Source organism: Iocasia fonsfrigidae, from assembly GCF_017751145.1.
In the GTDB taxonomy this organism is placed as follows: Bacteria; Bacillota; Halanaerobiia; order Halanaerobiales; family DTU029; genus Iocasia; species Iocasia fonsfrigidae.
Genome location: NZ_CP046640.1, coordinates 2,691,436 through 2,716,245 on the forward strand (window position 1 = coordinate 2,691,436; position 24,810 = coordinate 2,716,245).

Below are 24,810 nucleotides of genomic sequence, written 5' to 3' on the forward strand. Positions count from 1 at the left end.
TTATTCCACATAATTAACAATTCATGGCAATACCTAGTGGAGTAACTAAGAGTGGATGAAAAGGCTTAACTACCTCTAAACCAGTACTTTGAGCCAGAACCTTTTCTATCCCCTTCACATTACTGGTACCTCCGACCAGATAGATTGTTTTTGCATCATAATTAGAAATATGTTTATTAATAATGGTGGCAATTTTTTCAATTACCGGGGTTATTAAAATAGCTATCTTAGATTCTTGTGTTGAATCCTTTTTCATTTTTTCCGCTTCTGCAAAACTTATCTTATAATTGCCAGCAATAACTAAACTTAAATGAGTACCCCCAGTCGGCTCATCAGCAGTATATAGTGATTCTCCATTTTTAAGTATAGAAATTCCGGTTGTACCACCACCAATATCTACCACAATACCATCTTTTATTCCAAGCACAGTAGCTGCAGCAGAAGGCTCATCAACAACATTACTTACTTCAAAACCAGAACTCTGTACAACATTTTTAAAAGTATCAATATCCCTTGCACCAGTCCCCGGAGGAACAGCAGTAGCAGCAATTTCAATCTCTCTACCCAGGACACTTTCCATTTTCTTTTTCATTTCTTTGATAATATTTATAGCACCAATATAATCTACTACTAATCCATCACGCACAACAGTCCCAGGAGTACTAAATCCTAAGATAGGATTATTACTATCATCAACAGCGGTTAACACTAAATTTGCTGTACCCAGGTCAACCCCTACCCTTATTTCCCCAGATTGTTTTATAACCTTAGGTTTGTCCTCAATTAATTGAGCCAGTGTCTTTAATTTTTTATTAGCTTCTTCTATACTTTGATACATGTAAAACCCCCTTTTGCTGATGAATTTATTTGTATATTTCCACCAGATTATCATTTTGGAGATTGGCAGCATTAGCTTCATCTATATCAATGTGTAATTCATAATCAAAATCATCCCTCACCCTGATAAGTACTTTCTCAAATATCAAAGACCTATTTCCCACAGTTTTAACATTAACACTTTCTTTGTCTTTAACACCCAAAATTCGAGCAATTTGAGAAGGCATATGAATATGTCTTTTAGCACATATTAATCCCTGCGATAATTGTATTTTATTACAGGGACCAACAACTTCAATGCCGGGAGTATCCTCTAATTCTCCTGATTGACGTAAAGGGACCTTGACACCTAATTTATAACTATCACTTAATAATACTTCTACCTGGCTATGAGTTCTAATTGGTCCCAGAATACGTACTTTATCAAAACTACCCTTAGGGCCTATAATCTTTACCGTTTCTTTAGCAGCAAATTGTTTCCCTATTAAATATCTATAAGGTGTAAGTGAATAATCCCTTCCAAAAAGTCTAGCTAGGTCTCCCTGAGATAAATGTATATGTCTGTTAGATATACCTACTGGAACTTTTTTTTCTCTAGCATATATAATGGATAGACATTTTTTGCTTATTTGTTCAATTATCTCCTGTTTATCTCCTTTATCCAATCTCTTCACCCCATTCAAAATATAAATTCCCCTTCCTCTTTCTATATAGAGAAAGGGGAATTTTAGCTGCCGGCCAGTTTATAGCATCTCTTTACCCTCAGTAGTATTACTATCTGGTAAAATCTTTTCAATATCTGTATGTGGTCTAGGAATAACATGAACTGATACTAACTCCCCAACCCTCTGAGCTGCAGCTGCCCCTGCATCAGTAGCTGCTTTTGTTGCACCAACATCACCACGAACCATAACTGTAACATAGCCAGAACCAATCTTTTCACACCCTACTAATTTAACATTAGCCGCTTTAACCATTGCATCAGCAGCTTCAATACTAGCAACCAGTCCAATCGTTTCTATTAAACCAAGTGCTTCACCATTCATTACTCATTCCTCCCTCATTTTTTTTATTATTCATCACCTATTATTTCATCATAGTGAATACAATTAACCCTTAAATCACCTTTACGGCGAGGACAATCAGGATCACCACACAAGTTACAAATCTCTCCCTGGTCATTTTGATCTTCTTCATTTTCAGCTTCTTCATCTGCTATTTCTTTGTTTTCAAATCCTATTTCCTTCTTCTCATTATTTTCTCGGTCAACTTTGACTGTTTTACCTATTTCTGCTTCATCATCACCTGATTCTTTATCTTCATTAACTTCTTTCTTTGCTTGTTCTAGCAAATTATCTTCTAATACTGGGGTGGGCTGCACTGAATTTAAAACTCCTTTTGTACTAGCAGCATTATTTTCTAAACCAACTGTTTCCCTAGTTTCAATTATTTGTTTAAGACTATCATGTGGTCTTGGTATTACATCTATTGACCTGACAGAATTCACCCTATCTGCTGCTATTTGGGCTGCATCAACCGCTGCTTTTACTGCAGACACCTTACCTGTAATCTTAACTGTAACTAAGCCACCACGACTAATTTCATAACCCAACAACTCAATATTAGCAGCCTTTAAAGCTACATCACTTGCTTCAATTGCTGCACTTAACCCTACAGTCTCAATTAATCCAACTGTCCTTTTTAACATGCTCCCTCCCTCCCTTTTATACTATAAATTGTTTAGTTTTTGATTTTCTCACTAATAATCTTTGTTATTAAATCAGACAAATACTTTACTGTTTGTGGAGAAAAATTACTTTCCTTAATACTTTTTTCACAATCATCCACAGCTTCCTTATTCCTCTCTTCTTTTTTAAGATGACTATTAAAATAACTTTTGAAAGGCAGTCCTCTAATAGGCAAACCCTTTACTAATCTGGCTGCATTACTGCCAATTATTTTGGCTTTAAAATCTGAATCAACAGTTTCTTCAAAAAAAGGTTCATTTTCTCCAAGTTTACTTAACTGAAGTACTATTTTATTTTCTGAACCCAAGCCGATACCTACATCAAGGGGGGAAGCCTGGGCGGCTTCATAAGCTAAGGCTTGGGGAGGAAAACCTTCCTTAATAAATAAATAAAAAGGTAAACCTTCTTCCTCTAAACCATAACAAAGTTGTTTTAATAGTCTACTATCTTGATAAGAAGATTCAACCCCTATAAAGATAGCTGGCCTATCTTTTTTACTATTCATTAGAGACCACCACACTCTTCTTCCAGATAGGAAAGAACTAAACCTGTAGCAACAGCATTCCTAGGTCCCATTATTCCCCGTATATTTCCCCGACCACCAACAACTCCAAATTCTGATAACCTATTTGAGATTAACATGGGTATTTCAAAATCAAGGGCTGACCCACCAACCATTACCACAAAATCTATATCCCGAATATTACCAGTGGGTATAATTCTTTTTAATGCCCTTTCAGAATTGCGGATAAAAACATCGTGTTTTGCTTCTCTCCTAACCTGACGTATTTTATCAAGTGAATGGTCTGTAGGAATAGGTATCATATCATCATCAACTAAAATCACAACCCGGGAAAACAATTCAGGAGCTAAGGGTTTATCAAAAAATTTGACAGTACCATCTTCATGTCTGATATGAAAAACACTTTCAACTTTGGCCAGGGGATTCATTTTAATTATTTCTGCTAATTTAAAGTCAGCTAAACCTAGCTCAATATTAATTAACATTGAGACCATATCACCAGCCCCTGCCAGATGGGTAGTATATATTTTATCATTACTGGTTACCATCGCAGCATCTGTAGACCCACCACCCATATCTAAAATCACAAAGGGTTTATCAGTACCAGGGGTAGTTAAAGCCCCTTTTATGGCCATATTGGCCTCAATACCAGCAATTACTACCCTTATACCCGTCTCTTCCTGTAGTTTATCGGCAATTTTTTTCATAGGTAATTGACTTGTTTTTACCATGGCAGCCAGACCTACAGCATTTTCCATTGCATATTCCTCAGCCAGACCTCCGCGAATCTCTTTCGGGACAAATGTATTAACAGCCAGAACATCTTTAATTTTAATATCTCTTAAGTGCTGGCCTGTAACCTCCCCCATAGTATTTCTAACCCTATCTAACATACCACCAACATTAGTACCAGACTCGCCCTGTACATCACTCACCGGTTGTATTTTTTCAACAGACTCCATTATTTCATCGGCACCCTGCTCTATATCAATTTCTGACTTACTCTTTTCACCAAAAACCACTAATTTGCCAGCAGGAATTCTCTTTTCTTTAACATCTCCCTGTGGGGTTCGAATAACTACCGCTGAACGATTACCTATTAAAGACCTGGCCACAGGAAAAATATGTTTAGTGTCTTCAGCATCAAGGTTAAAAATAGTAGCAATACCATAAGGATTAGCCAATTCTTTAATTGTCCCACCCGGTCTAGCAACTTCAACAGCTGCCTTTTTATTTAAAGGAACCTTATCAATATATTTAACTTCATCTACTATTGGAATCTGTTTTTTGATTCGATTTGCTATCAAAACAGCATCATCTTTTTGAACAATTGCCCCATTTATGTTTATTCTTTGAGCAAAGGCCCTATTTATTTCCTCAGCTGCTTTAGCAAAATCTACTTGCTCTGGTATAATCAAAATAACTTCATCACTAGTTGAACACTTGTCAATATCTGTAATATTAACAGTTTCACCAACACCTAAACCCAGCCCTCCTGGTGTCCAGGGGTCATGTCCAATCATAGTTGACTCGGTAATTATTGTTTCTGTAATAGTTTCCATGGCTACATCACCAATAACAGGAGTTGCTTCATTGATTCTAATTAAATCAATATCCTGATATGATAAATTAACCTTTTCCACTGCATTTGCTAAGGCCTTTAATATACCTTCAACATTTTTAATAGTACCCTTTAATCCTGTAGTTTTATGGATACCATGTGAAATAAAGTCTATTTCTTTATCTTTTATAATTTCACCTATAGCAACCTCGGTTGTAGAATTACCAATATCAACCCCGACAAGATATCTCATATTTCCACCTACCTATTTTAAACCAATTGACTACCTATCACCCCGAAGTCGTTTTCTTTTTTCATAAATTTCCGCAGCTTCACGGACAAACCCTGCATTTACCTTAGCACCATATTTTTCTTCTAATTCATCAGCAATTTCCAACAATTCTCCTTTAGTAGAACGATAAGGGCGTAAAGCATTATATATTTCCAGGATTCTTTCATCAGATATTTTTGTTAATTCCGCTGCACGCTCTAAGTTTCTGGCAAACTGTTCTCTATTTACTTTTCTGGCAATCTTAGCCTGGTTCTTTAAAGTCTCAACAGTAATTCTAAGTTCTGAACCATCTATTTCACCAGAAAGTATCTTTTCCAGGGTAAGCTCATCAAGGGTCTTGCCTGATGGTGTTTTTACAAGATCAGGCCTTTTCTTACCTAAAGGATAATCCTCCAATTTAATATCTCCAGAATCAACTTGATTAGTTCCATTGGAATTCATATCTCCCAGGTCCAGATTATTAACAACATTACGTACAATAGATTCAATCATATCCTTATCCATTTATTACACCTCCTGATATGTACTTATTTAAATTCTACTTTAAGTTCAACCACTCTCTTTTGGGGCTCAAGGCATTTAACCTCTTTATTATATAGAACAGCGGAAATAGCCTGATATTTGGGTCTAGCCATCTGGTCATTTTTGGTAGGAACAGGATCAGGGTTTTCCCCTTTAGCATAACGGGCAGCATTCTTTCCGATTGCCCTATATGTCTCCAAATCAATCAGTGGTGCCTGTGGGAAAAGTTCAAGATTATCTAATGGATTAAGGTCTTTCTGATGAATTAAAATAGTACCCTTTGACTGTAAGCCGATCGCAATACCTGAACCGCTTAATTGGGCTGCTCTTTTACCCATAAAACCTACATCAGCCACATCATAAAATTTTACTACCCTTGTCTTTAAACCTTCTTCCTCAATACCAGCCATTAATTCCCTCAGTATATCAGCATGTTCTTGTTTAATCATAGTTTTGCTTAATCTATTACCAAAAGCCGGACCAACTCCAATGACTACTTCATCACTATTTTGACCAGCTTTGGCGGGTCCCATTTCTTCCAGCTTTAGTTTAGTCCCCTTTGTTTGTATTGTTGATACTAAAGTCTGGCTTTTGGAACTTGAACCTGCTGGCTCATTAGACATACCCTGTAAGACATCAACAACCAGTTGTCGTAATTCTTCTTCCTTTATCTGCATTATGACACCTCCCCATATCTAAAATTATTCACCAATCTCTTTAGGATCAAGAGCCAGTCTGATATCTTTAAGTTTAGACCATAGTTCCTCACTTATTCTATACCCCGTACCAGGCCCTGCATAATCATTTTTATTATTAACAGCACTTATACAGTTAAAATTTTCATCAAAAATTGCTGCGGTATGGAGATAATCTCCAGAGATCCTTTGTTTAAGCAAATTAAATAAACTCTCAGCGACATCTTCAAATCCATTTTGGGCCAGTGCCTTGACAATTTCAACACCAGTAATACCCTCATTCATAAATTCTTCAATTCCACGAAAATCTGCTCTAACATCCCTGTCTGGTACATCTTTACTGCCATGGGCATAAGTTACTGCTTCCACTTCTTCATCAGTAATCTCCGGCATACCGATCTCTGCAAAAACAGCTTGAAGTGCTCTAGCTGCTTTATTTCTTACCCTAATTACCTCTTCTTCTTCAACCGGTAAGAGCCCACCATCTACTTTGAGATCCCGTTGTAGTGCCAGATAATCATCATAATCATCAACATCATGGGTTGAACCAGCAAACATATTATCATAGTTTGGTTCAGCAGCATATCCAGAAAAAATAAAATCAGTTCCTGGTAAGAATTCAATTAACATCCTGGCTGTTCTCCTAGTTCTGGAATGAGTAAATGTTTGGTCATTACCAGAAGCACATTCTAGGTCAAGCAACATAGCAATAAGATTTTCAGCCAAGACAGTCCTAATTCCATTGGGGACTGCACCAGGAATCCCTATACAGCTAATAGAACCATTTTGAATACCCTGAACACCAGCACCTTTAGTTATATAAAGACACCTGGTTTCAAGATAAAGCATAGATTGACCATCCGCAAAACCCATCTGTACTTCAGAACCACTACCTGAAGTATAGCGCATTTTTAGTCCGCGAGAGGCATAAGCAGAGGCTAAAAAGCTTTTAGACCATGGTGTATCATCACCATCGACAAATACCTGTTCGGTTCCATAAACAGATACTGTCTCAGCATAAGCGGTAAAACCACGCATCCCTAAATCAAGTTCAGTTGCCTCTTCTACCGAACATTGGCTCAGAATACCAGGTCTACCAGTCTGGGAACCAACCAACAAAGCAATAGCATTTGAGGGGGCATACCTGGTAATACCTACTGTAGTCTCCTCTTCATCAAAACCACGGAGTGCTGCTTCAGCTGCATCAGCAGCAATCAAAGCTGGATGATCCTTTACATTGGTAACATGGCATTGATTTGATGGTGTTTTACGGGCGCGCATTTTCTGAACCGCCATCATCATTTCAACCACATTCAGATAACTTACCACTTCAACGATTTTAGCAGGTGTCATCCCTAAAACTAATTTAGTAATTTCTTCTCTCGGGACATGAAAATCAACAATTTTGTGAGCAAGTTCCTGAGAATCCATAGCCATAACATCTTCAACCATATCCAAATCTAATGTATAATTTATAATAAAACTATCAAGCATATCAAAGTCTTCTTTTCTCTTGCCATCTAGCTCAACAACCTCACCATTTTCTATTTTAATACCTGGTTGAGGGTCTTGTGGGCCATTCATAGCAATTAAGCCAACTTCCGGCCATTCCTTAACAAAGCCATCCTTACTAATTGGTCTTTGTTCTAATACTTCAAATCTCTTGGATCTTTTCAAACCCTTCCCTCCCTTGAATTACATTTTCTATATTTGATATGAGTTAAAAATTAAATATAGGGTTTAGTAACAGATTCAGGTTTATTACCAAGACTGGTAAGCAACTTCATTCCAACTTCACGAGCGGCAATAATAGACTGACGAACCGCACCAGAATCACCACTAAAACCAAGAATAGACTCATTAGTAAAGCTTGTCCCTTCAGAAGGACTTGAATAACAAACTACATCTACAGTAGCTGCCTTAACAGCTACATCTGCCATAATAACACCAATTGCAGCAGGTGCCCCAACTGTAATACCAAAGGATTTACCCACAGGTGCATCAAAGGCTTTATTTAAGGCCTCACTAGCTCTGGCTGTATATTGAAACTCGACATGCCCAGCAGTATTAGTGTAAACATCACCAAAAGTACGTTCCAGGTCTTCAAGAGATACCTGAACAGCCCTCCTAGCATCAGAAACCTCTTCTGCTCCAAAGATAATTAAGGAACCATGTCCGGCTCCACCCTCAGTATCACGGGGGAGCTCAATTTTTACAATCTCTGTATTAGATGCCTTTACAGCTTCATCTGCAGCATAAATCTGGGGACCAGCACCGGTCCTACCACCAAAGATTCCTATAGAACGAAACTTTGGGTCAATACCCATCAATTCTCTTAATTGAGGATCAACATTTGCGATTACAATACCAATACTATTCCCTCTACCAGTTCCAACGAATTCAGTTATCTCTTGTGCTAGAGCCATATTCATTTCACCACCTTTATTATGATCAAGCTTTTCGTTTTCTTCCCTTCCGTTAGCTTGAAGACGGTTCATAACTTCAGCGACTAACGCATCGACCTTATTTCCTTCCATTACTGCTTCCCCCTTAGATAATTTTATTCTGGTAGAATTTTACTGATATCAGTATGTGGACGCGGAATTACATGAACAGATACTAATTCTCCTACTTTCTTGGCAGCAGCGGCACCTGCATCTGTAGCTGCCTTGGTAGCTCCAACATCCCCCCTAACCATAACAGTTACATAGCCAGAACCAATCTTCTCATAGCCAACCAATTTAACATTGGCAGCTTTAACCATTGCATCCGCTGCCTCGATAGAACCGACAAGGCCTATAGTCTCAACTAAACCTAAAGCTTCACGTTGCATTTTTACACCCCCTTTCCAAAAAAAATATTAAAAATAATGATTGCAAATTAATTATTAGCACTGTTTTTAATAACTAATGACTCTTCCATAATAGACTTTTTACATAATTGTATAATTGTTTATTTCTTAATATTTTTATTTCTCCAATATCCTTATGATTGCCTTTGAAAGATTTTGCCTAAAGTATGTAAAAAAAGTTTTATTTGTAATGTTGGTAATTTTCTTAATATTACAAATAAAACTCACCTGTATTTTCTTCTTCTAATCTTGTATTTTTTTGTCATCAAAAAATAATATTCAACTCTTAAAATAAATTTTCTAAAAATTAAATAGTATAATACCATTTAATTTCTAAATTGCGAAGGTGACATTCCACAATGTTTTTTAAAAACTTTACTAAAATAACCAGGCTCATTATAGCCCACTTCCTGAGCTATTTGTGAAATGTTTTCATTTCCATTTTTTAATCTCCTCTTGGCCTCATCAAGCCGCACTTTCGTAATATATTCCACAAATGTACAACCCATTTCTTCCTTAAATAATCTACTAAAATAATGTTCACTTAAATTTGCCTCTTCAGCAACTTCATAAAGGCTAATATTATGTTCAAAATTATTCTTGACATAATCTACCCCCTTATACACAGCCTTCTTTTTAAGGGAATCCTCCCTCTCATTTATTTTTTCTATAAGTAATTGTAAGAATTTATTTAACCAGGTTTTTAAGGCAATTGCAGAATCAATCTCTAATAATTTACGTGTATAGGTAAAATTCAATGATGAAATTTCTTTAAACTTTGCCCCTGCCTCTACTGCTGCCCTAGAAAGTATACCTAGTAATTCAATCAAACGTGCTTTTACAACTATAGAATTACAATTGTCATCTATGGCCCACTCCTGAAAAAATTTGTCTATAAGCAAATTAATATCAGCAACCCCTTTAGCAAATTTTATACCTTCTATCAGCTTTTTTTCTACTAAATAGGGATATCTCCCTTCTTCATAATCCACATTATTTATATCTTCAAAATGTACTACAGCATTATTACCAATAAATAGATATTGACGAAGAGCAGTTAACGCCTCATAGTAAGACTTGCTTAACATCCTTGGATCACTGTAGTACTTTCCAATTGCTATAGTTACAGTAAAGGCGGTTTTATCTGCAATATCTTTTCTTATTTTATCAGCTAATTTTTTCAGCCATTCTCTGATACTCATATTTTCAACACTTGCAGAGCCAAAATATAAAATCAAGATCTTATCACTATTGATAGGTACTACCATTAATGATGAATGAAGCTTCTCATACTCTTCAAGCACACTGAAAATTTCCCTTTTTAGGATTTGCCTTTTTACTTCATTATTAGACTGAGTCATTTGAGCAAATTCATCTATATCCACTATCATTACTACTGAGGGCATTTCTGTTACATTAAATAATTCAGACCTGGCTTTTATCTCTTCAAGGGTATTTATTCTTTCAAAAATAAGGTCTAAAACAAAGAAAATTTTAATATAGGGCATTACCATTGCAAGTTTATCCTTCATCAACTGTTGTTTTTTTAATTCAACCCTGGTTTTTTCTATTTGTTTTATTAACTTTAGTACAATTTCCATAACTTTCTGCGGTCTAACAGGTTTTAATAAATAATCATTGATACCCAATTTTAAAGCCTGCTGTACATAATCAAACTCATCATAGGCGGTAAGAATAATAAATTTGACATCAGGCAATTCTTTTTTTATATTTTTTATTGATTTTAATCCATTCATTTTAGGCATTTTTACATCCATAAAAATGATATCTGGTTTGGTCTCTCTAGCAACTTTAATTGCATCTTTACCATTACCCGATTCCCCTACTATTTTAACATTATTAAGCTCATTTCTATCTTCAAGAATAATCCTCAATGCTTTACGTTCAAGATACTCATCATCAACCACAAGTACTTTATACATAAAAATCCCCCTCTTAAATGATACATATTGAGTTTAAACTAAAAATTATCTCTAGGAATAATAATATTCACTATCATGCCCTTACCAGGCTCACTATCTATATCTAAACCATATTCTTCACCAAAAATGTATTTTAAACGTTTGTGAACATTATGTATACCAATACCAGTGACATGGCTTTTATTTGTTTCCTCTTCTTCTTCATAAAAAAGTAATTTCTTTATTTTATTGCGACTCATACCGATTCCATTATCTTTAACCATAATTATTACTTTATCATTTTTGCTATAACCCTTGATACTCACTTTACCTTTTTCTTGCATCTTAAGTCCATGGATTATAGCATTTTCAACAATAGGTTGAATAGTTAAGACTGGTATATTTATATTTTTAATTTCATCTGCAAAATCTAAGGTAAACTTATAATTATCGCCGAAACGTTTCTTTTGAATAGTTAAATAATCCCTAATACAATCCATTTCTTCTTGCAATTTTACCATTTCCCCAGCATTACGCAAACTATAACGCAAAAGATCTGATAAAGCATAGACAACTTCTTCGGTTTCTTTAGCGTTTTCTATTAAAGCAAGCCGGGCAATTGAATTAAGTACATTAAATAAAAAATGGGGATTAACCTGGGATTGAAGTATTTTTAATTCTTTTGTACGCAAATACTGCTCTAATTCCCTCCGATTCCTAGTCTCTTCAAGTAATTCCTGTTGATATATATTAACAAGACCCATTTCAGCTATATAGTTGGCGGTTATAGACAAAAATTCAGCTGCAGCCATTACTTTGCTTTTGGGAATAACTTCAAGTTTTTCTATTTTTTTATTTAAAATCTTTTGCTCTAGGTCAAGATTTTTAGTTTTTTCCTTTATTCTCATTAATGATTCCTGATAATTATCTTCTTCAAGTAACACCTGACCACATAAAATTGTTCCAATAAAACGATTTTCTACTATTATAGGTGCTGCAATATCAGTTAATCCAAAAGGGCATTGATAAATATGGGGATGTCCAGTTTCCAACGCATTAATACCACCCTGTGCATCAGACATTTTACAGCGCTGAAATCCTGCTCTACATGTTCTAATAATATGACACAAATCGGTAAACCTGCTTTCTTTAGTAACAGGAATACCTTCTCTGTTTACAAGAACAGAAGATAATCCTGTTGCCTCAGCAAATTTGTCTTGAATACTTTGCAAGATATCAACATTAATAACCTCACTCAATTTGTAATTGTCTTTTATTTAGCACACCTCCAATTTAATAACATAAATAAAGACAAAAATCACTATTTATTACGTAAATATAACATAAGATGTCTTAATTTTCAAGTTAGTCAATCTAAAAAACTGGAGGTTATAAAATATAAAGGAAATTATTACCCTTGATAAATTTTAAAAAAACAAATAAATCTTAAAATTTTACTTATAACTTATTTTTATAATTTATCTTTTCAATAAACTGACTGAAGTATTTCATATTTATCCATCCCTGATAAATAAACTTCTACCTCAAAACCCTCTCTTTTAAAGGCAGTTTCCCTGTTTACTAATTAGTAAAGAAAGATACTCTATCTCATCCACCTTTAGTGAATCAAGGTCTCTAATATGTATTTCTCTCTCCAGACCACACCTACTTATTATCACAGCATTGTCTTTTAGCTCCATCCTCTCGAGGAGTTCATATACCTGCTGATAATTCCTAGATAACTTCATCACAACAACATTATCAAAGATATTAAAAATATCCTCTAGTTCGTTTTCATCCACCTTAGATAGTAACGCAATGTTCTCATCGTTTTCAGCCAGAGGCAGATTACAACTAGCTGTACAGGCATTAATGGAACTTATACCTGGTACTGTCTCAACCCTAAGATTAACAAGGAGTTTATTTAAGCTATTTAAGATATAGATATAGGTACTATAGAGCAAAGGATCACCTATCGTTATAAAAGCCAGGTCTTTGCCCTTTTTTAATTCTTTACTCATTTTTATAGCTGCCTTATCCCAAGCCTGATTCAAATCAGGCTGCTTATATGTCATGGGGAAATACAGCTTTATTATTCTCCCTGCACAATCAATTTCTTTACTGATAATACTAAAAGCCAGACTTTCTTTATCCTTCCCGGTCTGTGGCACACAGATATAGTCAACCTGTTTGAGAACCTTGACTGCTTTTAATGTTAATAATTCAGGGTCTCCAGGACCAACCCCGACACCATATAATTTACCTTGCACAATCATTCCCTCTTTGCTGCACTAATAATATAAACTGGATTGAGGGCAGCAAACATATGATAATCAGCGACTTTCTTTGTCCTGGTCACTGCAATATGGCATATATCCACTTGGTACTGCAAACCCCCTAAATATTCTATAGCCTGATTAAGTGTATTGATAGTTACTGCAGTTATGACAATCCTTCCCCTCTTTTTTAATTTCTTGTTAATTATCTTTAATATTTCCTGAAGATTACCACCACTCCCACCAACTATTACCCGGTCAGGGGCAGGCAAACTAGCTAAGACCTCAGAGGCCTCACCTGGAACAAATTCTATATTATCCAGACCAAAATTAGCTGCATTTTCTTTAATTAAACTAAGAGCCTCTTCTTTTCTCTCCACAGCATAGATAACACCTTCTCCTACCTGAAAAGCAGCCTCAATCGAGATACTCCCTGTGCCAGCACCAATATCAAAGACTATCTGTCCAGGTTTTAACCTTAATTTAGCAATTACAACTGCCCTTATCTCTTCTTTAGTCATAGGAACATTTCCCCGTATAAATAGGTCATCAGGTATTCCAGCTGTTTTATAATCCCATTTTGCCATTTAAAATCACCATCACTGTTAATTTTGCAAAATTATATTCTGTCAGTTCCTGCAGACTACCCCTGACAATCCTTTCCTCAGGATAGGAGAGGTTTTCAAAGACTACAGCCTGTCTATTTGCTATACCCTGCTTAAGTAAAAATGAGGAAATCTGATCAGGAGGAAATTTACTGTCTGTAAATAAACCCACTTTATCATTTGTCCTGACTTCCCTTAAAAATTTTTCCCTATTATTTTTACCATGTAGACTGCTAATTTTCAGATCATGCCAATTTAATTTTATCCTGGCCGAAGCCAGTTGTAGAGAACTTATTCCTGGAATAACCTCTAATAACTCTTGAGCTATCTCTTTTTTTAAGTAATTCATCATACTGTACAGTCCAGGGTCACCAGAAACCAGCACTGAAATACATTTTTTTTGATAATTGGCTAGAATATAATCCCTGATTTTCTCTAACTCAGCTGTAATCTGAATCTTTTCTTTATCCAGCTCAGCAAACATTTCTAAAGCCCGCTTTCCAGCAATCAGTACATCTGAACTGGCAATAATATCTTTTGTGATTTTTAATAAATAATCACGATGACCAGGGCCAATCCCCAATACATATATTTTATTCATCAATAATCCCCTTTTTTGATAAACTATATAAGTAGCACTTAAATATTGCACAATTGAGTATTTTTAAACTTAGAATCTCTTACTAAGTTCTATCACATAATTCCGTCCTGGCATCTCACTAGTTCCATTAGTTGTATATTCCCGATCAAGCAAGTTATTAATCTTTAATGATAAATCTGTATCTTTAACTATCTCTTTACTTAGACTCCAATCAACAACAAAATAAGCATCTATCATCTCACTCCCATCAGCTTTGCTTCCTACAAATCTACAATCTACACTACTACTAATATCTTGCTCTTGATAAGCCAACCCTAAATTAGCTGTATGATATGGTTTACCATCTAATTGTTCATCATTCTCTTCGTCTCTAGCATCTAAATAGGTATAATTAAAATTTGTCGAAAAACTATCATTTAATTCTTTAAGCAAGCTCACTTCAAACCCTGTAATCCTCACTGAATTAATATTGGTTTTAGTCTTCACTTTAGAGTATTTGCCATCTATATACTCATAAGTTGTTAAATAATCTATCAAATCATCAACATCCCTTTTAAATAAGCTCAATTCTGTTTTTAATCCCTTGTCTAAATACCTTAGACCAGTTTCATATACTATAGCAATCTCTGGGTCTAAATCCGGATTACCAACATAATAAGCCGAGCTCATCTTAGATTGTGGGAGATATAATTCGCTATATGATGGAGCCCGATAAGCCTTCCCTACTGCAGTATACCAGTTAACTCTTGAATTAAAATTATAAACCGTTCCTAGTTTAGGACTGAATTCAGAACCGTATTCTTCATGATTATCATAACGACAACCTAAATTAAACTTTAATCTATCATTTATCTTAAACGCATCTTGAATAAATAAGGCTTGATTCAGATTATCATGTTTTAAATAAGTATCACTATCAATCTCACTCTGTACAAACTCTAAACCATAAGTAATAATATGTTGTTGATAATAATTGGTATGATCATAATTTATTCCTAAATCTCTAGTATTATGTTCCTTATCTTTTTTAAAATCTGTATTATCGTGTTGGTTATGATAAACAACTACACTATGCTCATTACTATCAGTCTGTTTTTTCCACTGAAGATTCAAGTTAAAATCTTCATCATTATGATAAGGCTCATTAGCATTATAATCATTAATATCAGTGTCCATATCAGTATATCTTAAAGATATATTAATTTTAGAAAACTGATCTAATTGGTAATTAAATTTAGTAAAAATATTACTTTGCTTTAATTTATCACTACCATCTTCAGCATAACCATCTGTTTCTCTTTTCTTAACCATTATATTATACCCTAACTTATTTGTTCTCCCACTATGTCCTAAATAATACTCCCGCATATCATAAGATCCATAAGCTAATTTTACATTAGTAATTGGTTCCTGACTACCACTCTTAGTAATAATATTAATTACTCCCCCTAAAGCATTAGCACCATATAAGGCAGAAGCAGGACTTTTGACTATTTCTATTCTTTCAATCTGCTCAGCAGGAATTTTGGCTAAATTCCCTATATTATTCTTGGCCCAATTACTAGGTTGACCGTCAATTAAAACTAAAACCTGATTAGTATTTGCACCACGAATAGAAACTTGTTTTGAACCATTAAGACTTCTATATTCAAAATTTATTCCTGGAATACCCTTTAATAATTCACCTGCATCACTAACATTCTTTCTCTCTATCTCTTCTTGATTTATTACTTCTATACTTACCGCAGCCTCTGATAACTTTTCTTGATATTTAGAAGCAGTCACTATAACCTCATCTAAAGTTAAAATATTTTCTTTATCTATCTCCTCAGCCATAACAACTGGTACTACCACATTAATTATTAACAAAAAAAACAAAAACACTGCTACTTTTCTATTCATTTTCTCCATCTCCTTTAAAGATAAAATCATAATCTTTTTCTAAAAATATATAGCTATACCTAGAATATTTTGGTAGTTCAAAAAATTCCAGTATCCCGAGGAATGATATATTTACCCTGACTAGTGTTTATTATTTCTACCTCTAGATTATATATATCCTTTATATTCTCTGAACTAAGTACTTCTTCAGGAGATCCCTCTTTATAAAAACCATCTTTTCCCATCAAAAATACCTTATCTGAAAATCTATTCGCTAAATTAAGATCATGTAATACCACTACGACAGCTTTACTTTCTTGATATACAAGACTCCGAAGATTACTGATTACTTCTAGTTGATGATTTATATCAAGACTAGATGTAGGTTCATCAAGAAAAAGGATATTAGGTTCCTGAGCCAGGGCACGGGCAATAGCTACTTTTTGTTTTTCTCCTCCACTCAGGGTGTTAATTTCTCTTTCAGCCAGATGCATAATCTTAAATTTATTTAGAATAGACTCTACAATCGCTTCATCATTTGCTGATACCTTCCATTTGATATAAGGTCTCCTGCCCAATAGGATCATTTCATAAACTGTCATACTAAAACTAATAGCCTGCTTCTGCGGAACATAAGCCAGATTTTTAGCTAGTGTCCGTGAATTCATGCTGACTATTTCCTTACCATTTAAATAAACAACCCCATGCTTAGGCTTATATATATTACATAAACATTTAAGCAAAGTAGACTTACCAATCCCATTGGGCCCAACAATACTTGTCAGTTGCCCTGATTTTATTTCCAAATTGATTTTTTTAATCACATCATCTTTATTATAAGCAAAATATAAATCTTGACATTTAATATCCATATTCTATAACCCTTATCCCCTGAATTTACTTCAAAAGAGAATAAACCTCCCCTTACTCTAATTTTCAAAAATAATCACTTTTTCTTCTAATTAAAATATAAAGAAAAAATGGAGCTCCACATATAGAGGTGATTATGCCTATAGGTAATTCTGTAGGATTAATAATTAACCTGGCTGCTGTATCAGCTAGTACCAGAATAATTGCTCCCATTAGTCCCGATGCAATAATTAAAAATCTATTATCATTTCCAAATATCATCCTACAAACATGAGGTGCAAGTAGACCAACAAATCCAATAATACCAGTAAAAGCCACCACACAACTTGTTAATAAAGCTGTAATAAAACTCCCCTTTCTCCGCAATGTTTTTACATCTATTCCTAAATTTTTAGCCACCTCTTCACCAGCGTTTAATGTATTAATGTCCCAGGCTAATTTAATTAAAAATATAAAACAAATTATCATAATTGGTGTCAGTATTAAAACATCAATCCATTCTGCTCGATATAGACCACCCATCAACCAGATAGTTAATTCAGCAAGTTGCTCATGATTAGAAGTATATTTTAGAAAAGATATTCCTGCTGAAAAGAGATAGCTTAAAGCTACCCCGGCCAGAATCAAAGTGGCTGCTCCACCTTTTTTTAAAGATGATATCACATTAATTAAAATAATACTCAAAATACCCATTACAAAAGCCCCCATTATTATTATCCAGGAACCATATTGAACCATCATTTCTGTACCAAGGATATAATTTCCCAAAACAATAGCCATCCCTGCCCCTAAAGCCGAAGCTGAAGAAACACCTAATGTATAGGGACTAGCTAGGGGGTTGCGTAATAATGACTGCATAACAGTACCATTAGCCCCTAATGATAAACCAGTAATTAACCCCAATAATACTCGAGGTAATCTGATTTTTAATATTATTCCTTGATCAAAATTTGTATAATTACCAAGAGTAATCCCTGTTATTTTTTGTAATATAACCCCATAAACATCTTTCATAGTTATATCAGCAACCCCCAGGGTTATAGAATAACCTAAAACTAACAGCAAAATCACAGCCATTAAAATTAACAGCAATACCCTTTTAGCTATTATCCTAGAATATAAACTCTTACTTAATTTAGTATTAAACACTTTTTCCCCCTATTTGTTCAGACTAATATTCTGGAAATATTAATTGTTTATTATCATCAATACTTATCCTAAAAAACTTATTCATTAAATCTGCATATACTGCTTGTGGTTCAATATCGGCAAACAATTCAGGGTGAGCAAGTTTAGCATAATATAAGTCTCCAACTACCGAAGGCAACCCACTATTTACAAGCCAGGTCATTACATATACCCTGTCATTCTTAACAGCTGATGTATTTTTAAGACCTGTTCTGTTGATTATTTCCTTCCAAGACTCTTTCATTTCTTCATTAGAAACTCCAGGACTTTCCATCCTAATTATTAATTCTGGATTTTCTTGAATTACATACTCACTGGAAACCTCAGGATATCTTCCCACAGTATTAGCACAGATATTTATCCCACCTGCCAATTCAATTCGCGGTTGGACAGTCGCTTTAGAACTTCCGGTTTTATACTTGCCTCTCCATTCCCAATAAATACGTGTTTTTTCGTCTTCCTTCAGTCCAGCAACTCTCTCTTTAATTAAGACCCTATACTGAGATATAAAAGCAATTAACTCCGTAGCTTTCTCTTCATTATTAACAATCTTAGCTAATTTTCTAATTACATTAAAAAGATTACTGGCTTCAGAAGTTCTTTCAGCTATTGTTGGAATACCAAAATCATTGAACTTTTTGCGGGCATCATCCTGAAGCATGGTATCAGCAATAATAACATCAGGGTTCAACTCTATAATAGACTCAATTTGCGGTCTATATGAAGAACTTGCAACAATTGGTACATCTTCTAGCATACTCAAAGCAGCTGAGGTAGCACTCCAATCATCCCTTCCTATTATTTTATTACCAGCATCTAGGGCAATAAGCATTTCATTTAAAGGAGCACTAAGACAAATAATTCTTTTCACAGGGAGTTTAATTTTAACTCTGTAACCATCAGAATCTGTTAGGATAATAGTGTTATCTGCAAAGACATAAGTTGACCCTAATAAAACTATCACTAATGAAAAAACAAGTAATAAAATATAGTTTTTCAAATTTTTCTGGCCCATTTTTATCTCTCTTTCTTATAGTATAATTAATATATAATATTAAAGCTGCCTCTTCTAAAAAAGGCAGCTGTGAATAATCATGTTTTATGTATAAATAGTAATAAATACATCATTTAACGATTGTATAATAATAAAAAAACGCCTTTCCGGGGAAAGGCAAAAATAATCATATCTAAATCAGCACATATTAATACTTATTCAAACATGAGTTATCCCTCGTTACCTCTAATGCCGGAGGAAATACGAAGTACACAATAATGGCAGGTCTTCTGGCTCCAGCCCCTAACAATTATTTCATGCCTATCCTTCCCGTTTAAAAACAGTGGATATGCAAATACTTATACAGGCTGTTACAGCTACGACTACAGCAACGGTCTCTCACCGTTTTCCCTATTAATTTTAAAAACCATTAATGGAACTCAATTATATTTTATTGTAACAAACAAATAAAATTATCCCGCTCCTTTTTTTATTGCTATATATTACTGATTTATAATAACACATAGCTCAAAAATATATCTTGTAATAATTTGTACATATTTTGTAATTTTTAATTAAACTCTAATGTAATTATACTATATTACAGAACAAAAGGTCAAATAACTATTAGAATTAAAATAAATTTAAACATTTCACAGACAAACTTTTATCCTAAAACAAACTATCAGCTGCCGTTAACTCAGTATTAAATTCCGTCTGATACAATTTCTTATATACACCATTTTCTTTCTTGATGAGTTCTTCATGTCTGCCCCTTTCTACAATACCCTCATCAGTCAGAACAAGGATCTCGTCAGCATTTTTCACTGTAGAAAGCCGGTGGGCAATAACCAGTGTTGTCCTACCTCTGGCTAACTCTTCCAGTGAAGCCTGGATTATCTTTTCACTCTGATTATCCAGTGAGGAAGTGGCCTCATCTAAAATTAAAATCGGTGGATTCTTTAAAAATGACCTGGCAATCGATAATCTCTGTTTCTGACCCCCGGAGAGCTTGACCCCTCTTTCACCAATCTCTGTTTCATAGCCATTTTCCATATTTTTAATGAATTGATGGGCATTGGCTTTCCTGGCTGCTTCAACTATCTCTTCATCTGTTGCTTTGAAATTTCCATAAAGGATATTATCCCTGACAGTCCCATTAAACAAAAATACATCCTGTTGTACTATACCGATATTATTCCGCAATGAATTGAGTTTGATATCCTTTATATCTACTCCATCTATAAAAATCTTACCACTATCTATCTCATAAAAACGGGGTAACAGATTACAAATAGTTGTTTTACCGGCCCCAGAAGGGCCAACAAAAGCTACTGTCCGTCCTGGTTCTACTTCAATATTAATATTTTTTAGTACATGTGATTTGTTATCATAACTAAAACTAACATTCTGATATTTAATTTTCCCCTTCACATCATCCATTTCAATAGCATCACTTTTATCTTCTATCTGCGGTTTAATAGCCAGTATATTGGTAAAGCGGCTAAAACCAGACATACCCCTCTGCAATTGCTCATTAAAATTTACTAACCTTCTTATCGGCTGCATAAACATATTGACATAAAAGAGAAAAGCTACTAATTGACCTGTACTCAATTCGCCCCGGTAAATAAAATATGTACCAGCACCAAGTGTAACAACCCTGATTAGATTGATAAACAGGTTCATCCCGGCATGAAAACGGGCCATATTTTTCATGGCATATTCCCGGGAACGGCGGAACTGATTATTACCTTCATCAAATTTCTTCTTTTCAAAACCTTCATTAGTAAACGATTTAACTACCCTGATACCACTAAGGCTATCTTCAATAATAGAATTTACCTCAGCAACCTTTTCTCTGATATCTTTAAAGGCAATATACATTTTTTGACCCAATTTAAGAGAAAAGAATATCATCAGCGGCAGCAGCATAAAGGTTACCAAAGCCAGTTTCAAACTCATTCCAGCCATAATAAGGAAAGAACCAATAATCATGATCACAGAAATAAAAAAGTCTTCAGGACCATGATGAGCTAGCTCAGAAATATTATTAAGGTCATTAACAATTCGGGACATAAGATAAGCAACCTTATTATCATCATAAAACTTAAAAGAAAGCTTCTGGAGATGGCTAAAAATCTCTTCCCTCATATCAGTCTCCATCCTAATACCAACAACATGACCCCAGAAGTGAACTATATATTGTAAAATAAAGCGAAAAAGATAAAGCACTATAAGAATAAACACCAGTCTAGCCGCTATAGTAAAATTCCTATCTGGAAAATATGTATCGACTAGCTTCTGAATAAAGATTGGAAAAACAAGATCTAAGCCTGACATTAAAAAGGCACAGGAAATATCCAGTACAAATAATTTCCAGTGTTTTTTATAATAACTACTAAATTTCTTTAACATAAAAAAGAAAACCCCCCAAAAATAATAACTGTAATATTTATGTATTATTAATTATTAACATCATTTATTATAATACACTCCACTAATTATAGCAATTTTATCAGGAGGAAAATCTTATATTATTTTCTTATTTTAATCCAAACAATAAACCACCCTGGTAAATAATAAATCCAATTATCCAGGCCAGCATAAAGGTATATACAGCAGTAAAGACCATCCACTTCCACGAATTGGTCTCTCTTTTAATAGCAGCCAGGGTAGCAATACACGGTGTATATAATAATGTTAGAATCATCATCACATAGGCTTTTAAAGGGGTAAAATTATTCATTATAACTGTACTTAATCCCCCATCACCGACACTATAGACTACTCCTAGAGCTGCAACCACTACCTCCTTAGCTAAAACACCAAATATTAGAGAAGCAGTAGCCTGCCAGTTTCCCAAACCAAGGGGCGAAAAAACGGGAGACAAAAAGTCAGCAATTCTGCCTATCATACTCTCCTGACTGGCATAAGCCACTCCTACCGGTAAACTTGCCAGAGCCCAGATTAAAATTACAACAGCAAATATAATCGTCCCGGCTTTTTTAATAAAAGTTCTTGCCCTCTGCCACATATGAATCAGAATAGTCCTGATACCAGGTAATCTATAGGGAGGTAATTCCATTACAAATGTACCTGTTTCATTCTTAAAAAGAAAAGATCTAAAGAATTTTGCCATAAATATTGCAATAACTATTCCTAAAACATAAAGAGAGAAAATAACATTACCCTCTTTCCCTGGGAAAAAAACAGCTGCAAAAACTATATAAACAGGTAATCTGGCTGAACAGGACATAAAACTATTGATAAGAATAGTAATCACTCTATCATCCCTATTTTCCAGTGTACGGGCAGCCATTACTCCGGTAACATTACAACCAAATCCCAGGATAAGGGGAATAAATGACTTGCCATGCAGACCAAAATTCTGCATAATTTTATCCATTACATAAGCAGCCCTGGACATATATCCACTATCTTCAAGTATAGAAATACACAAAAAAAGCAGAAAAATATTCGGCAGATATACTAAAACAGCACCAACCCCAGCAATGATGCCATCAATAAACAGTGAATTTAAAAATACAACACCCCCAATATTTGGTAAAAACGTTTCGAGAAAATCTGTTAAATATACAAAAAACCCTTTAATAAAAAGGCTTATAGGATTGCTTAAAGTAAATGTAATTTTAAAGAGAGTCCACATAATTAAAAAAAATACTGGTAAACCCAGAAAACGGTTGGTCACTATTTTATCAATTCTGTCACTGAAGGAAATCTCATTTCTATTAATCAGGGGAAACTTAAGCACATCATTAACAAGACCATGGATAAAGGCATATTTTTTCTCAACTATAAGGGCATCACTTTCTTCACCTGTTTCAGTCTCAATACTTTCCAGGCTTTTTCTAATCCGGTTTATTGAATAATTAGTAATTTCTTTTTCAATTTCTTTTATAATGTGTTCATCCTGTTCAAGAATTCCAACTGCTAAGTAGCGTGTATTATAATCTCTATTTATACCTGGATTACTGTCCAAAATTGCCTTAATCTCAGCAATCTCCCTTTCAATATCATTTCCATAGTCTATTTTAAAATTAATAGCCATATCTTTCCTGAATTCCTCTACAGCCCTGGCCACTAAATTATTAATGCCTTTACCCTTTGTCGCAATAGTCCTTACCACCGGGACACCTAGAAAATCACTAAGCTTTTCAATATCAATATTAAAATTCTTTTTACTTACTTCATCATACATATTCAGAACCAGTATAAGCTGAACACCCATTTCTAATAACTGGGTTGTTAAGTAAAGATTTCGTTCCAGATTGGTAGCATCTACTACATTAATAACCAGGTCTGTCCCTTTTGATAGGAGAAAATCTTTAGCAATAAGTTCATCTTCTGAATAAGCGCCCAGACTATATATTCCTGGAAGATCAACTATCTTAAGTGATAGGTCTTTATAGTTTAAATAACCCTCTTTCTTCTCTACCGTAACCCCAGGCCAGTTGCCAACATGTTGTTTAGTACCAGTCAGTTGATTAAATATACTGGTCTTTCCTGAGTTAGGGTTGCCGGCTATAGCAACTATTAACTCATCTGCTTTTTCTGCTACAGCTATATTTTTTTTGCTTGCTTTCATTTTAACCACCTTTTATTACTCCACCTCTACATAAATTTCTGCTGCTTCTTTTTTCCGCAAACTCAAATTATATCCCTTTACATTAAGTTCAATAGGGTCTCCTAAAGGTGCCTTACCCTTTACTTTTATATGTGTCCCTGGAATCAAACCCATTTCTAACAATTTCTTTTTCTTCTTCCCTTTAGCAGTAATCTTAACAATTCTAGCAGAATCATTAACAACAAGCTCATTTAATGAAGCAATACTATCTGGGGAAATTTTTCCCTTGGTTTCAGTCATCTGAAATAGTTCACTTATACAACTGCTTTCTAAATCAATACTATTTGTATTAACCAGAAAATCAACTAACCGTTCCATAGTAACAGAACTAACTACATGTTCCATTAAACAGGCATCTTTCTCAGCAATCTCCTCTTCAACTTTCAAAATATTAACTAAGAAATTCTTAATAATTTTGTGTCGGCATGATATTTTTCTTGCATAATCCTTACCCATTTTAGTTAAGATAACCGGTCCATATTTTTCCTGTTCTACCAGTTTTAATTTAGATAGTTTATTAACTACTTCGTTTACACTGGAGGCAGCAATCTCTAACTTCCTGGCAATATCGGATACACGGGCTGAACCCTCTTTCTCGGAAATCAAAAATATTGTTTCTAAATAATCTTCCATTGATGAAGAAAGACTCATTGTCTTATCCATCATAATCATCCTTTCTCTTTAATTGTACTAACAGTGATTAGGTTTCCCTAATATATACTTAAAAAATTATATTTTCCATTACTTCTTTTCCTTGATAATATAAAACTTCAATATCATTATACACCAGAATACT

At 34.4% G+C, this 24,810-nt stretch carries 23 protein-coding genes and 1 riboswitch; all 23 genes read right to left on the bottom strand.

All coding sequences use genetic code 11. The features are described 5' to 3' along the window. Window positions 1-13: 13 nt before the first annotated feature. Window positions 14-838, bottom strand: a complete 825-nt coding sequence (eutJ, locus tag GM661_RS12915; protein ID WP_230867201.1) for an ethanolamine utilization protein EutJ — start codon at window positions 836-838, stop codon at window positions 14-16. 25 nt (window positions 839-863) lie between these two features. Then, the gene (gene pduL / locus GM661_RS12920; RefSeq protein ID WP_230869801.1) at window positions 864-1,511 is read right to left on the bottom strand and encodes a phosphate propanoyltransferase; all 648 of its coding nucleotides are present in this window, start codon (window positions 1,509-1,511) and stop codon (window positions 864-866) included. A 69-nt stretch (window positions 1,512-1,580) separates the two neighbouring features. Continuing rightward, a complete protein-coding gene (gene eutM, locus GM661_RS12925; RefSeq protein WP_230867202.1) occupies window positions 1,581-1,883 on the bottom strand; it encodes an ethanolamine utilization microcompartment protein EutM in 303 nt (100 codons plus the stop codon). A gap of 26 nt (window positions 1,884-1,909) precedes the next feature. Further along, the gene (locus GM661_RS19035) at window positions 1,910-2,545 is read right to left on the bottom strand and encodes a BMC domain-containing protein (RefSeq protein WP_330165217.1); all 636 of its coding nucleotides are present in this window, start codon (window positions 2,543-2,545) and stop codon (window positions 1,910-1,912) included. A 32-nt stretch (window positions 2,546-2,577) separates the two neighbouring features. Further along, window positions 2,578-3,090 carry a glycerol dehydratase reactivase beta/small subunit family protein gene (locus GM661_RS12935; protein ID WP_230867203.1) on the bottom strand — a complete coding sequence of 171 codons (513 nt, stop codon included), beginning with the start codon at window positions 3,088-3,090 and terminating at the stop codon, window positions 2,578-2,580. Beyond that, window positions 3,090-4,922, bottom strand: a complete 1,833-nt coding sequence (locus tag GM661_RS12940) for a diol dehydratase reactivase subunit alpha (RefSeq protein WP_230867204.1) — start codon at window positions 4,920-4,922, stop codon at window positions 3,090-3,092. Before GM661_RS12940 ends, GM661_RS12935 begins: the two co-directional genes overlap by 1 nt. A 30-nt stretch (window positions 4,923-4,952) precedes the next feature. Further along, on the bottom strand, window positions 4,953-5,465 hold the full coding sequence (locus GM661_RS12945; RefSeq protein ID WP_230867205.1) for a diol dehydratase small subunit: 513 nt from the start codon (window positions 5,463-5,465) through the stop codon (window positions 4,953-4,955). A 23-nt stretch (window positions 5,466-5,488) separates the two neighbouring features. Next, complete coding sequence (locus tag GM661_RS12950; RefSeq protein ID WP_230867206.1) at window positions 5,489-6,160, bottom strand: propanediol/glycerol family dehydratase medium subunit; 672 nt, start codon at window positions 6,158-6,160, stop codon at window positions 5,489-5,491. A gap of 24 nt (window positions 6,161-6,184) precedes the next feature. Further along, window positions 6,185-7,855 carry a propanediol/glycerol family dehydratase large subunit gene (locus GM661_RS12955; protein WP_230867207.1) on the bottom strand — a complete coding sequence of 557 codons (1,671 nt, stop codon included), beginning with the start codon at window positions 7,853-7,855 and terminating at the stop codon, window positions 6,185-6,187. Window positions 7,856-7,905: 50 nt separating this feature from the next. Then, the gene (gene pduB, locus GM661_RS12960) at window positions 7,906-8,715 is read right to left on the bottom strand and encodes a propanediol utilization microcompartment protein PduB (RefSeq protein WP_230867208.1); all 810 of its coding nucleotides are present in this window, start codon (window positions 8,713-8,715) and stop codon (window positions 7,906-7,908) included. A gap of 23 nt (window positions 8,716-8,738) precedes the next feature. After that, on the bottom strand, window positions 8,739-9,011 hold the full coding sequence (locus GM661_RS12965; RefSeq protein WP_230867209.1) for a BMC domain-containing protein: 273 nt from the start codon (window positions 9,009-9,011) through the stop codon (window positions 8,739-8,741). A gap of 344 nt (window positions 9,012-9,355) precedes the next feature. Beyond that, window positions 9,356-10,972, bottom strand: coding sequence for a response regulator (locus GM661_RS12970; protein WP_230867210.1), 1,617 nt, complete (start codon window positions 10,970-10,972; stop codon window positions 9,356-9,358). A 38-nt stretch (window positions 10,973-11,010) separates the two neighbouring features. Continuing rightward, window positions 11,011-12,210: a sensor histidine kinase gene (locus GM661_RS12975; protein ID WP_230867211.1), complete on the bottom strand. Its 1,200-nt coding sequence runs from the start codon at window positions 12,208-12,210 to the stop codon at window positions 11,011-11,013. A gap of 300 nt (window positions 12,211-12,510) precedes the next feature. Then, window positions 12,511-13,221, bottom strand: a complete 711-nt coding sequence (gene cobI, locus GM661_RS12980) for a precorrin-2 C(20)-methyltransferase (protein ID WP_230867212.1) — start codon at window positions 13,219-13,221, stop codon at window positions 12,511-12,513. Window positions 13,222-13,223: 2 nt separating this feature from the next. Further along, window positions 13,224-13,814 carry a precorrin-6Y C5,15-methyltransferase (decarboxylating) subunit CbiT gene (cbiT, locus tag GM661_RS12985; protein WP_230867213.1) on the bottom strand — a complete coding sequence of 197 codons (591 nt, stop codon included), beginning with the start codon at window positions 13,812-13,814 and terminating at the stop codon, window positions 13,224-13,226. Next, window positions 13,795-14,433, bottom strand: a complete 639-nt coding sequence (gene cbiE, locus GM661_RS12990) for a precorrin-6y C5,15-methyltransferase (decarboxylating) subunit CbiE (RefSeq protein WP_230867214.1) — start codon at window positions 14,431-14,433, stop codon at window positions 13,795-13,797. The genes cbiT and cbiE overlap by 20 nt, the downstream gene beginning before the upstream one ends. Window positions 14,434-14,502: 69 nt before the next feature. Then, on the bottom strand, window positions 14,503-16,335 hold the full coding sequence (locus tag GM661_RS12995; protein ID WP_230867215.1) for a TonB-dependent receptor plug domain-containing protein: 1,833 nt from the start codon (window positions 16,333-16,335) through the stop codon (window positions 14,503-14,505). Between the two features lie 77 nt (window positions 16,336-16,412). Further along, window positions 16,413-17,186: an ABC transporter ATP-binding protein gene (locus GM661_RS13000; protein ID WP_230867216.1), complete on the bottom strand. Its 774-nt coding sequence runs from the start codon at window positions 17,184-17,186 to the stop codon at window positions 16,413-16,415. A 64-nt stretch (window positions 17,187-17,250) separates the two neighbouring features. Further along, window positions 17,251-18,333, bottom strand: a complete 1,083-nt coding sequence (locus tag GM661_RS13005; protein ID WP_230867217.1) for a FecCD family ABC transporter permease — start codon at window positions 18,331-18,333, stop codon at window positions 17,251-17,253. Window positions 18,334-18,355: 22 nt separating this feature from the next. Then, entirely contained in the window at window positions 18,356-19,387 is a 1,032-nt protein-coding gene (locus GM661_RS13010) for an ABC transporter substrate-binding protein (RefSeq protein ID WP_230867218.1), read from the bottom strand. A gap of 242 nt (window positions 19,388-19,629) precedes the next feature. Beyond that, window positions 19,630-19,813, bottom strand: a riboswitch (cobalamin riboswitch). 225 nt (window positions 19,814-20,038) lie between these two features. Then, a complete protein-coding gene (locus tag GM661_RS13015; protein ID WP_230867219.1) occupies window positions 20,039-21,784 on the bottom strand; it encodes an ABC transporter ATP-binding protein in 1,746 nt (581 codons plus the stop codon). A 127-nt stretch (window positions 21,785-21,911) separates the two neighbouring features. Continuing rightward, on the bottom strand, window positions 21,912-23,975 hold the full coding sequence (gene feoB / locus GM661_RS13020) for a ferrous iron transport protein B (protein ID WP_230867220.1): 2,064 nt from the start codon (window positions 23,973-23,975) through the stop codon (window positions 21,912-21,914). 15 nt (window positions 23,976-23,990) lie between these two features. Beyond that, complete coding sequence (locus GM661_RS13025) at window positions 23,991-24,677, bottom strand: metal-dependent transcriptional regulator (protein WP_230867221.1); 687 nt, start codon at window positions 24,675-24,677, stop codon at window positions 23,991-23,993. Window positions 24,678-24,810: the final 133 nt, after the last annotated feature.

Coding starts and splice junctions, on each gene's coding strand:
- eutJ (WP_230867201.1), bottom strand. CDS start 838: ATGTATCAAAGTATAGAAGAAGCTAATAAAAAATTAAAGACACTGGCT.
- eutM (WP_230867202.1), bottom strand. CDS start 1,883: ATGAATGGTGAAGCACTTGGTTTAATAGAAACGATTGGACTGGTTGCT.
- GM661_RS19035 (WP_330165217.1), bottom strand. CDS start 2,545: ATGTTAAAAAGGACAGTTGGATTAATTGAGACTGTAGGGTTAAGTGCA.
- GM661_RS12935 (WP_230867203.1), bottom strand. CDS start 3,090: ATGAATAGTAAAAAAGATAGGCCAGCTATCTTTATAGGGGTTGAATCT.
- GM661_RS12940 (WP_230867204.1), bottom strand. CDS start 4,922: ATGAGATATCTTGTCGGGGTTGATATTGGTAATTCTACAACCGAGGTT.
- GM661_RS12945 (WP_230867205.1), bottom strand. CDS start 5,465: ATGGATAAGGATATGATTGAATCTATTGTACGTAATGTTGTTAATAAT.
- GM661_RS12950 (WP_230867206.1), bottom strand. CDS start 6,160: ATGCAGATAAAGGAAGAAGAATTACGACAACTGGTTGTTGATGTCTTA.
- pduB (WP_230867208.1), bottom strand. CDS start 8,715: ATGGAAGGAAATAAGGTCGATGCGTTAGTCGCTGAAGTTATGAACCGT.
- GM661_RS12965 (WP_230867209.1), bottom strand. CDS start 9,011: ATGCAACGTGAAGCTTTAGGTTTAGTTGAGACTATAGGCCTTGTCGGT.
- GM661_RS12970 (WP_230867210.1), bottom strand. CDS start 10,972: ATGTATAAAGTACTTGTGGTTGATGATGAGTATCTTGAACGTAAAGCA.
- cbiT (WP_230867213.1), bottom strand. CDS start 13,814: ATGGCAAAATGGGATTATAAAACAGCTGGAATACCTGATGACCTATTT.
- cbiE (WP_230867214.1), bottom strand. CDS start 14,433: ATGAATAAAATATATGTATTGGGGATTGGCCCTGGTCATCGTGATTAT.
- GM661_RS12995 (WP_230867215.1), bottom strand. CDS start 16,335: ATGAATAGAAAAGTAGCAGTGTTTTTGTTTTTTTTGTTAATAATTAAT.
- GM661_RS13000 (WP_230867216.1), bottom strand. CDS start 17,186: ATGGATATTAAATGTCAAGATTTATATTTTGCTTATAATAAAGATGAT.
- GM661_RS13010 (WP_230867218.1), bottom strand. CDS start 19,387: ATGGGCCAGAAAAATTTGAAAAACTATATTTTATTACTTGTTTTTTCA.
- GM661_RS13015 (WP_230867219.1), bottom strand. CDS start 21,784: ATGTTAAAGAAATTTAGTAGTTATTATAAAAAACACTGGAAATTATTT.
- feoB (WP_230867220.1), bottom strand. CDS start 23,975: ATGAAAGCAAGCAAAAAAAATATAGCTGTAGCAGAAAAAGCAGATGAG.
- GM661_RS13025 (WP_230867221.1), bottom strand. CDS start 24,677: ATGGATAAGACAATGAGTCTTTCTTCATCAATGGAAGATTATTTAGAA.